The sequence below is a fragment of the Halogeometricum sp. CBA1124 genome, from assembly GCF_009741955.1.
Classification (GTDB): domain Archaea; phylum Halobacteriota; class Halobacteria; order Halobacteriales; family Haloferacaceae; genus Halogeometricum; species Halogeometricum rufum.
This window is the reverse complement of record NZ_WPCD01000146.1, coordinates 1-9,406: the sequence shown is the minus strand read 5'-3', so window position 1 is coordinate 9,406 and position 9,406 is coordinate 1. Positions and strand designations below refer to the sequence as shown.

The window sequence follows — 9,406 nt, the reverse complement described above, 5'->3', positions numbered from 1 at the left end:
CGCGCTTGCCGGCGGCGACGCCGGCGAGTCCCGGCACCGCCGCCGCCGCGGAGACGGCGAACAGGCCCCCGCCGTCGTACAGTCCGAGCACCGCCGCCGTGCCGATGCGGACCACGGAGACGCCGAGGAACACCATGGCGACGACGCCGACGAACGTCTCCCGGTCAAGGTCCAGACTCTTCAGGTAGGCGACCACCTGCACGCCGACGTTCGAGACGCCGAAGACGGCGCCGGAGACGAATCCGAGCGCCGCCTTCGGCGCCCCGGTGTCGACGAAACAGCGCCGTCTGAGCAGCGACTCGCCCGGAATCTCGACTCGCTCCTGCGAGAGTGCGACGTAGGCGAGGACGAACAGGCCGAGTCCGAGCGCCAGCGGTCGCGTCGGTACGAGGGACAGCGACAGCATGCCGAGGACGGTTCCGACCAGCGCCGCGCCCACGTAGGGCCAGAACCGTCGGACGCACGAGACGAAGCCGTCTCGGTCGAGTTCGCGGACGAGGGAGACGTTCGCGGCGAGTATCGGGAGAATCATCGTCGTCACTGCCGTCTGGGGGTCCATCACGAACGCCAATAGCGACGTGCCCACGACGGCGAACCCGAACCCGTTCAGCCCGGTGACGAACCCGCCGAACGCGACGACGGCGGCCACGACCAGTGCGAACGAGAGCGACGCCGGGTCGCCCGGTGGGACTGTCATCGCGTGAGCGTCGGCGAGCGACGACGTGAAGCTACGCACGCTGTGCGCGGCCGGCGGACGACCGGTTCCCCGCGGGCGGGGACAGAAAGTTGATAGTCGCCGTCCCGAGACGCTCTGCCGATGCCCTCCGAATACTACACCGCCGACGGTTTCGACGGCACCGCCGACGGTCCTCTCTGGGCGTCGGCCCGTCGGCATCTCCGCGCGCTCTTAGCCGTCTTCCTCCTCGTCTCCGCCGTCGTCACCGCCCTCGCGGCGGCGTTCGACCTCACCGCCGTCGTCCCGTCGTCCGTCCTCCCGGTCGGCCTCTCCCCGCGTCCCCAGTCGGAGTTCCGCCTCGCGGTCGAAGTCGGCACGCTCGCGGGGGCGTTCGCGGCGGCAGTCGTCCTCGTCGGCGCGGTGGGCCGCGACGCGCGCGTCTCCCTCTCGCGGGGCCGACGACAGGCCGCCGTCGCTCCGGTCGCGTTCGCCGTCGCCGCCGTCTGCGGTCGGGTCGCGCTCCCGCACGTCGTCGGCGCTGTCGCGTCCGCCTCGGGGCGTCCGGTCCTCGACGCCTACTGGGCCGCGGAGGTGTGGCTGTTCTTCCCCGTCACCCTCGGCGCCGCGGCGGCGACGCCGTTCCTCCTCGCTGCCGCCGTCCGCGCGGGCGTCGTCGGTCGGTACACCTCGACCAGACAGCGCGGGTACGCCGCGCTCGCGTTCGTCGCGTTCGCGGCGTGCTACTCGCCGCCGGACGGCGCGACGTTCGTCCTCTTCGCGGCACCGCTCTTCGCCGGGTTGGCCGCGGGCGTCGCGTGGCTGGAGTTTCGGTGAGCGTCGAGCGAGTCGGAAGCGAGTCAAACGAGGCGAAAGAGAGCCGAACGAGTCAGAAGAGAGGTGTCGCTGACTACTCGTTCTGCGCGTCCACGACGGCCACGCCCGCGAGATTGACTATGTCCTTCACCTCGTCGCCCCGTTGGAGGACGTGGACGGGCTTGTCCATGCCGACGAGCATCGGCCCGATGGCCTCCGCGCCGCCGAGACGCTGGAGCAGTTTGTAGCCGATGTTACCCGCTTCGAGGTTCGGGAAGACGAGGACGTTCGCCGGGTCGTCCAGTTCGGAGAACTCGTACGTCCCCTCGAGGATGTCCTCGACGACGGCGGTGTCGGCCTGCATCTCGCCGTCGACGGGGAAGTCAACCTCGTCGTCGTCGTGGAGCAGTTTCACGGCGTCGCGGGGCTTTCTCGTCCCCTGATTGTCGACGCTCCCGAAGTTCGAGTACGACAGCATCGCCGCGCGCGGTTCGACGTTGAACCGGCGCGCCAACTCGGCGGTGTGTTTCGTAATCTCCGCCAGCACGTCCGCCTCGGGCGCGAGGTTCACCGTCGTGTCCGCGCAGAAGATGACGCGGTTCTTGAACGTCAGCATGTAGACGCCGGCGGCGTAGTCGGCGTCGGGCGCGGTGCCGATGACCTGAAGCGGGGGGCGAAGCGCCGAGGGGTAGTGGTGCGTCAGCCCCGTCAGCATCGCGTCGGCGTCGTTCTCCGCGACCATCACGCTGGCGAAGTAGTTGGTGTCGCGCCGGATGAGTTCGTGCGCCTCGTTCTTCGTCATCCCCTTGCGCTGGCGCAGTTCGTACAGGCGGTTGGCGTAACTGTCCCACTCGCCGCTTCGCGGGTCCGCCACCTCGGGGTCGAAGTCCAGTCCGAGGTCCGCCGCGGTCTGCCGTATCTTCTCAGCGCTGCCGATGAGGACCGGGTGGGCGATGCCCTGTTCCTGCAGTTGGTACGCCGCGCGAATCATCTTCTCGTCGGTCCCCTCCGCGAGGGCGAGGCGCTTGGGGTCGGACTTGGCCTTGTTGAGGACGACGCGCATCATCTCGCGGGACTTGCCGAGGCGCGCCTCCAGACGCTCCTCGTACGCCTCGGGGTCGAGTTCGCTGCGTGCGGACCCGCTGTCCATCGCCGCCTGCGCGACGGCGGGGGCCACCTCGAACAGCACCCGCGGGTCCAGCGGTTTCGGGATGACGTACTCGGGGCCGTACTGGAGCGGTTGGTCGCCGTACGCCTTCACGACGGCGTCGGGGACGTCCTGTCGCGCGAGGTCCGCGAGTGCCTCCGCGGCCGCGCGCTTCATCTCCTCGTTTATCTCCGTCGCGCGCACGTCGAGAGCGCCGCGGAAGATGAACGGGAAGCCGAGGACGTTGTTCACCTGATTCGGGTAGTCCGAGCGACCGGTCGCCATGATGACCGTGTCGTCGCGGGCGGCCTTGGCCTCCTCGTAGCCGATTTCGGGGTCGGGGTTCGCCATCGCGAAGATGATGGGGTCCTCGGCCATCGACGCCACCATCTCCTGGTCCACCAGTCCGCCGATGGAGAGGCCGACGAACACGTCCGCTCCCGCCATCGCCTCGGCGAGGGTGTCGGCCGGGACGTCGTTGGCGAACTCGGCCTTGAACTCGTTGACCGCCTCGCGGTCCGGCGTGATGACGCCGTCGGAGTCGCACATGACGATGTTCTCCTTCTTCGCGCCGAGGGAGACGTAGAACCGGGCGGTGGCGATGGCGGAGGCGCCCGCGCCGGAGAAGACGATGTTCAGGTCTTCGAGGTCCTTGCCGGCGATGTCGGCGGCGTTGAGGAGGGCGGCCCCGGAGATGATGGCGGTGCCGTGCTGGTCGTCGTGGAAGACGGGGATGGACATCTCCTCGCGCAGGCGCGACTCTATCTCGAAGCACTCCGGCGCTTTGATGTCCTCCAGATTGATGCCGCCGAACGTCGGTTCCATCGCGCTGACGGCCGCGACGATGGACTCGGGGTCCTCGAGGTCGAGTTCGATGTCGAACACGTCGATGTCGGCGAACCGCTTGAAGAGGACGCCCTTCCCTTCCATGACGGGCTTCGACGCCTGCGCGCCGATGTCGCCCAGACCGAGGACCGCAGAGCCGTTGGAGACGACGCCGACGAGGTTCCCCTTCGCCGTGTACTCGTAGGCGCGGTTCGGGTCCTCGTCGATGTCGAGACACGGGGCGGCGACGCCGGGCGAGTACGCCAGCGAGAGATCACGCTGCGTGTTCGTCGGTTTCGTGGTCGAAATCTCTATCTTGCCCGGCGGTTCTTCGCGGTGATACTCCCGGGCGTCGTCGTCTAATCCCATGCCGGAGGGACCGTCGGAGCCCTCAAAAAGCTACCGTACTGTCGAACTCTGCTTCGACAGACGACGAAATGCAACTCGGTTCCGAGTAGTGGTGTCGCCTCGCGTCGACGCGCCCCGCGCCGGGACTACTCCGGGTCGATGTGCAGCACTTCCGGCCGTTCGAGGGCGAACTCGTGGTCCCACCCCTTGACGGCGCGCGTGGGCCACTCGCCCGTCGTCGTCAGCACCTCGGCGTCGTCGTCGCTCACGAGGACGGTGTCCTCGGACTTCGCCCCCCGAATCGTCGGGTTGTACGCGTACGCCATCGGGGTCCGGACCGCCTCCTCGGCGTCGGGCGCGGCGAACCACTCGCGGCCGGCGTAGCCCGCGGCCCCACCCTGGTGGTGTTCGCGCCACTCCTCGGGGAAGTCGACGTGTTCGTAGGCGGCCGCGATGTTGTCGAAGACGCCGCCCGCGGTGCCGCCGAGTCGGGCGACGGCCTGCGTCGCCGCCAGCGCACTCGTCTCCACCTGCTGGGCCTTCGCGTGCCGTTCGGCCAGCCACCCCGGCGGGTCGAACGCGACGGTCCGGGTCGTACTCGCGTACAGGCCGCCGCGTTCGGCCGTCACCGAGAGGAGGGCGTAGTCGGCCAACTCCGCGTACGTCGGCGTGTAGTGGCGGTACTGCTGGGCGCGTTCGCTCCCGCCGACGAGGACGACGGGGGCGTCGATACCGCGGGTCGCCAACGCTATCTTCAGGGCGGCGGCGACTTCGTGTTCGGTGTCGCCGGGTTCGAGTTCGCGGGCGACCCGTTCGACGGCGTCAGCGGTGTCGTGGCCGAGGTCACGGTACCGGTCGACGTCCGTCTCCGAGAGCGGTTGGCGGAGTTCGCTCGCCGCCACCGTCTCCAGTCCGGGCACGTCGAAGTCCGCCGCGGCGCGACCGGTCGTCCGGTCGGCGACGGCCTCCGCGAGGGAGGACTCGTACCACGGCGTCTCCTCGACGGCGAACTCGTCGGGCAGTTCCTCGTCGGCGAGTCGCTGGGCCTCGATGTTGTCGGTGACGACGACCCACCCGTCGTCGCGGTCGTAACCGGCGGCGGCGACGCCCACGTCGGCGTCGCGGGAGACGACGTTGCTCCCGCCGGTGAGCCACGAGAAGGAGTTCGGCCGCGCGAACCAGACGGCGTCGAGTTCCTCGCGGTCGAGGTAGTCGTCCAGGCGTTCGCGCCGGTCGTCGAGGTGCCTCGCGACGGTGTCGTCCTCGTCGGTCATGTGAGAGCGTTCCCGCCCGAGAACTTGAAACGTTCCGATGCGCTCGCGGCCCGACACCGGTTCCCGCACGGCCGAACGGGGGCGACCGACCGAGAGCGCCGGCGTCGCACGCCGCGCGCGAGCGAGTAGTTCGCGCGTCGGCGGAGAGAGGGGTTCAAGTGGATTCGCCCCCGAGCGGAGAGTATGAACGCTCGCCTCCGGCGCCTCGTGGCGCTGTCGGTCCCGTTGACGGGGTTCCTGATGGTGCTCGGGGTGTACACCGCCGCGGCCGGTGCGGGACTGACGTGCGCCGGCCGGTGGCCCTTCTGCGACGGCTTCCTCGGACTGTTCCCGGCGAACTGGAGCAGTTTCATCGAGTGGTTCCACCGCCTCGTCGCGATGGTCGTCGGCTTCGTCATCCTCGGGACGACGATTCAGGTGTGGCGGACCGGGGCTGACCGCCGGGTCCGCCGCGCCCTCGCCGCCGCGACTATCCTCCTGCCCTCGCAGATAATCCTCGGCGCGCTGACGGTGACGACGTACGAGTGGGCCATCCTGTCGGCGCACTTCGTCACCGCCTCGACCATCTTCACCGGCGTCGTCCTCGCCGCCGCGTGGACGTTCGACGCCCCCGGAGTCGCCGAGATTCGTCGCCTCGTGTCCGCCCTCGCCGTCGGCGTCGCCGCCCTCGTCGTCCTCGCGCCCCACATGTTCGTCCCGTTCGGCGCGAACGTGCAGGCCGTCTACTACACGCTCGGCCTCGTCACGTACGGCTCGCTCGTCGCCGTGACCGTCTGGTTGGCCGACGCCGACGCGCCGACCGAGTCCGCCTCGCCACCGGCGGCGCGTCCCTCCTCCTCGTCGCCCTCCTCGTCCTCGGCCGGCAGGTGTACGGCGGCGGTCTTCAGTACGTCTCCGTCGGCGGCACCGTCGTCGCTCTGGGACTCGTGGGCGCGGCGGCGTACGCCCTCCGGGACCGGGCGGCGCGGCGGTCCCGCGGCGTCCCCGGCGGGAGCGACTGACGGCGGACCGCGCCGCCGCCGAGTCGTCCCCGCGGAGGCGGCCGATTCCGTCCGAAGTCGTCCGTGGAGTAGACGAAAGAATGTGACAATCGACCCTTCTTTCCGCAAAAATTGTCAGTCTCGAACGCGCCGAGGTCGTCGAATCGAAGATATGTTATACCCCCATCGGTTACGAAACGTTGTCATGGATAGACGTACCTACCTGAAGACGGGTGTCGGCGTGGTCGGCACCGGTCTGTTCGCGGGGTGTACCGGTGGCAACGGTGGCAGTACGGAGGCTGAGACGACCGAATCGACGACCACGGAGAGTTCCGGCGGCGAGACCACCGAGGAACCGACGGCGACGGCGACGGAGGACTCCGTCGTCCCGGACAACGTCGTCATCGGGTCGGACATCCCGTACCGGCCGTTCGAGTACGAGACGACCTCGGGCGAACTGACCGGCTTCGACGTGGACATCGCACAGGCCATCTTCGAGGAGCAACTCGGCGTCTCCTACGAGTTCAAGCCGACGAGTTTCGACTCCATCATCCCCTCGCTGAACAACAACAACTTCCGCATCATCATGTCCGCGATGACCATCAACGACACGCGCGCGGAGAAGGTTGACTTCTCGGACCCCTACTTCACGGCGTACCAGACGGTCATCGTGCGGGCGAACGGCGACATCTCGTCGAAGGAGGACCTGAAGGGTCAGCCCGTCGGCGTCCAGAAGGGGACGACGGGTTCCACCGCCGCCGAGGAGCTCAAAACGGAGTTCGACGGCGACCTCACGCTCAAGCAGTACGACCAGATCAACGGCGCGTTCCAGGCCCTCATCAACGGGCAGGTCGTCGCCGTCATCAACGACAACACCGTCAACGCCGAGTTCGCCAACCAGCGCGACGACGTGGTGTTCCTCGAAGGCGAGGGCGCGGCCGCCGAGGCCGGGCAGGAAGCGCCGCCGTACCTCACGCTGACCGTCGAGAACTACGGCATCGCGTTCCGCCAAGACGACGACGAGTTCCGCGAGAAGGTCAACGAGGCGCTCGCGGCCATCAAGGAGGACGGCACGTACGACGAGATATACTCGGAGTATTTCAGCGGCTGAACGGGACCCTCCTTTATTAACTCACACCGATATCCGAACTATCATGGCTGATTCATACTCGGGGGCAACGTCCGACGAGGGGAACCGCGGTAGCGGCGGGCTCCTCGACGACACGACGCTGAAGTGGCTCGGCGCGAGTCTGTCGAGCGTCTTCGCGCTCGGCGTCCTCGCACTCGTCGTCTACATCGTGGTCACGCAGGTCAGCTTCGAGCTGATGCGGACCGTCCTGCCGCAGTTCGTCTCGGCGTACCTCCTGGTGCTCCAAATCGTCGTCATCGGCGGTGTGCTCTCGGTGACTGCGGGCGTGTTCGTCGGTCTCGCGCGCGTCTCGAAGACGTCGATAACGAACGGCATCGCGACGGCGTACGTTCAGTTCTTCCGCGGGACGCCGCTTCTGTTCCAACTCTTCGTCGTCTACTTCGGCATCCCGACGCTGTGGCCGGGGACGTTCCCGGTGCAGAACTGGGGCTTCCCGACGGCCATCATCGCCCTGACGCTGAACCACGCCGCCTACGTCGGCGAGGCGGTCCGCGGCGGTATCGACGCCGTTCCCGACGGCCAGATGGAGGCCGCGCGGTCGCTCGGCATGGGCTACATCCAAGGGATGCGCGAGGTGGTCGTCCCGCAGGCGTGGCGCAACGCCCTCGCGGCCATCGGCAACGACCAGGTCATCCTCGTCAAGGACACCTCGCTTCTCACCATCATCGCGCTCCCCGAACTGATGCAACAGTTCAGAAGCGTCAACAGCGCGACGTTCGACCCCTGGACGCCGCTCGTTATCGTCGCCATCGCGTATCTCTCCATCACGCTCCCGTTGATGCGACTCGTGACCTACCTGGAGGACCGCGCCGACTGGGGGGGGTGACGACCAGTGAACTCCCTCCTGGAGTTCGACCACGTTGACAAGTACTTCGGCGAGACGCACGTCCTCAGAGACGTCTCCTTGGACGTCGAGGACCAGGACGTGACCGTCGTCATCGGGCCGTCCGGGTCCGGTAAGTCCACGCTGCTTCGGTGTGCGAACCGCCTCGAAGAGATTCAGGGCGGCGAGATTCGACTCGACGGCGAGTCCATCTCCGACCCGAAGGCCGACATCAACGTCCTGCGCCAGCGCATCGGGATGGTGTTCCAATCGTTCAACCTGTTCCCGCACAAGACGGCGCTGGAGAACGTCACGCTCGCGCGCGGAAGGTCCGCGGCATCGACGAGGCGGAGGCGATGGCGCGCGGCGAGGAACTCCTCGAACGCGTCGGACTCGGCGCGCAGATGAACTCCTACCCGAACCAACTGTCGGGCGGCCAACAGCAACGCGTCGCCATCGCCCGCGCGTTGGCGATGGACCCGAAGGTGATGCTGTTCGACGAGGTGACGAGCGCGCTGGACCCCGAACTCGTCGGGGAGGTGCTGGAAGTGATGCGAACGCTCGCCGACGAGGGGATGACGATGATGGTCGTCACCCACGAGATGGGCTTCGCCCGCGAGGTGGGCGACCGCATCGTCCTCATGGCCGACGGCCGCGTCGTCGAGACGGGCGAACCGAAGCAGTTCTTCGAGAACCCCGAGACCGAACGCGGCCAGCAGTTCCTCTCGAAACTGCTGTAGCCGAGTCACGGCGACACACGCTAGGCTCTTCCCTCCTGGCAGCGTCTCTTTCGGTATGAACGCGCTCACGCGCCGGTCCCGCGAACGCCAGACGACCACCGCCCCGAAAGCCGTCCTGTACTGTCCCGTCTGCGGCCGCGCCGCGCCCGTCGACGAGTGGCTCACGGTCGCGACGCGCGACGCCGAGTCCCTCTCCTGTCCCGACTGCGGGGAGACGCTCACCGTCCGCTAGCTCCCGTTCTCGACAGACCGAAGACACTTATCGCCCGTCGGAGTAGCGTCGCGTATGACGAACGTCCCCGGTGCCGGTTTCTTCGTCGTGCTCGTCGCCGTCGCGACGCTGTTCGCCCTCTCGCTCCTCGCGGGCGTGAGCCTCGTCGTCGCCCGCCTCTCGCGACTGTCGCTCGTCCGTTCGCTCGCGGGCGTCCACGCCGCGGGTGCGCTCGTCGGCGCACTCGCGCTCTTCCGGTCGCTGACGTCGTCGCCGTCGAACCCGTTCGGAATCGAGGGCAACGCCGTCGTCCTCTCCGTCCTCGCCGTCGTCGTCGGCCTCCTGACGGCGGCCGTCGTCGAGGGCGTCCCCGTCGCCGTCGGCGCCGTCGGCGCGCCGTCGTGAAGTGGGGTCCGAAA

Annotated in this window: 8 protein-coding genes and 2 pseudogenes; 7 read left to right on the top strand and 3 right to left on the bottom strand. The window is 68.2% G+C overall.

Annotated features, from left to right (window positions below; genetic code table 11):
• The coding region (locus tag GJ632_RS15420; RefSeq protein ID WP_191453420.1) for a sulfite exporter TauE/SafE family protein at positions 1-697 on the bottom strand (697 nt) is incomplete at its 3' end.
• 120 nt (positions 698-817) lie between these two features.
• Between GJ632_RS15420 and GJ632_RS15415 the strand changes: the two genes are divergently transcribed.
• Positions 818-1,510: a twin-arginine translocase subunit TatC gene (locus GJ632_RS15415; RefSeq protein ID WP_191453419.1), complete on the top strand. Its 693-nt coding sequence runs from the start codon at positions 818-820 to the stop codon at positions 1,508-1,510.
• A gap of 73 nt (positions 1,511-1,583) precedes the next feature.
• Here the strand turns inward: GJ632_RS15415 and GJ632_RS15410 are convergent, their stop codons facing one another.
• Together GJ632_RS15410 and GJ632_RS15405 are read right to left on the bottom strand one after the other, a co-directional pair.
• On the bottom strand, positions 1,584-3,830 hold the full coding sequence (locus tag GJ632_RS15410) for an NADP-dependent malic enzyme (protein WP_191453418.1): 2,247 nt from the start codon (positions 3,828-3,830) through the stop codon (positions 1,584-1,586).
• Positions 3,831-3,955: 125 nt separating this feature from the next.
• Positions 3,956-5,083, bottom strand: a complete 1,128-nt coding sequence (locus GJ632_RS15405) for a Xaa-Pro peptidase family protein (protein WP_191453417.1) — start codon at positions 5,081-5,083, stop codon at positions 3,956-3,958.
• Between the two features lie 183 nt (positions 5,084-5,266).
• Between GJ632_RS15405 and GJ632_RS15400 the strand changes: the two are divergent.
• The 6 genes and pseudogenes from GJ632_RS15400 (at position 5,267) to GJ632_RS15375 (ending at position 9,392) form a co-directional block, all read left to right on the top strand.
• A pseudogene (locus GJ632_RS15400) lies at positions 5,267-6,084 on the top strand (COX15/CtaA family protein).
• Positions 6,085-6,268: 184 nt separating this feature from the next.
• Positions 6,269-7,174 carry a basic amino acid ABC transporter substrate-binding protein gene (locus GJ632_RS15395; RefSeq protein WP_089807966.1) on the top strand — a complete coding sequence of 302 codons (906 nt, stop codon included), beginning with the start codon at positions 6,269-6,271 and terminating at the stop codon, positions 7,172-7,174.
• 43 nt (positions 7,175-7,217) lie between these two features.
• Positions 7,218-8,039 carry an amino acid ABC transporter permease gene (locus tag GJ632_RS15390; RefSeq protein ID WP_191453416.1) on the top strand — a complete coding sequence of 274 codons (822 nt, stop codon included), beginning with the start codon at positions 7,218-7,220 and terminating at the stop codon, positions 8,037-8,039.
• A gap of 78 nt (positions 8,040-8,117) precedes the next feature.
• Positions 8,118-8,776: pseudogene (locus GJ632_RS15385) on the top strand (amino acid ABC transporter ATP-binding protein).
• 55 nt (positions 8,777-8,831) lie between these two features.
• Positions 8,832-9,008, top strand: coding sequence for a hypothetical protein (locus GJ632_RS15380; RefSeq protein WP_191453415.1), 177 nt, complete (start codon positions 8,832-8,834; stop codon positions 9,006-9,008).
• A 54-nt stretch (positions 9,009-9,062) separates the two neighbouring features.
• Complete coding sequence (locus tag GJ632_RS15375) at positions 9,063-9,392, top strand: hypothetical protein (protein ID WP_191453414.1); 330 nt, start codon at positions 9,063-9,065, stop codon at positions 9,390-9,392.
• Positions 9,393-9,406 lie beyond the last annotated feature (14 nt).

Bases quoted from the DNA above. Each gene is read 5' to 3' on its own strand.
- GJ632_RS15415 (WP_191453419.1), top strand. From the start codon at position 818: ATGCCCTCCGAATACTACACCGCCGACGGTTTCGACGGCACCGCCGAC.
- GJ632_RS15410 (WP_191453418.1), bottom strand. From the start codon at position 3,830: ATGGGATTAGACGACGACGCCCGGGAGTATCACCGCGAAGAACCGCCG.
- GJ632_RS15405 (WP_191453417.1), bottom strand. From the start codon at position 5,083: ATGACCGACGAGGACGACACCGTCGCGAGGCACCTCGACGACCGGCGC.
- GJ632_RS15395 (WP_089807966.1), top strand. From the start codon at position 6,269: ATGGATAGACGTACCTACCTGAAGACGGGTGTCGGCGTGGTCGGCACC.
- GJ632_RS15390 (WP_191453416.1), top strand. From the start codon at position 7,218: ATGGCTGATTCATACTCGGGGGCAACGTCCGACGAGGGGAACCGCGGT.
- GJ632_RS15380 (WP_191453415.1), top strand. From the start codon at position 8,832: ATGAACGCGCTCACGCGCCGGTCCCGCGAACGCCAGACGACCACCGCC.
- GJ632_RS15375 (WP_191453414.1), top strand. From the start codon at position 9,063: ATGACGAACGTCCCCGGTGCCGGTTTCTTCGTCGTGCTCGTCGCCGTC.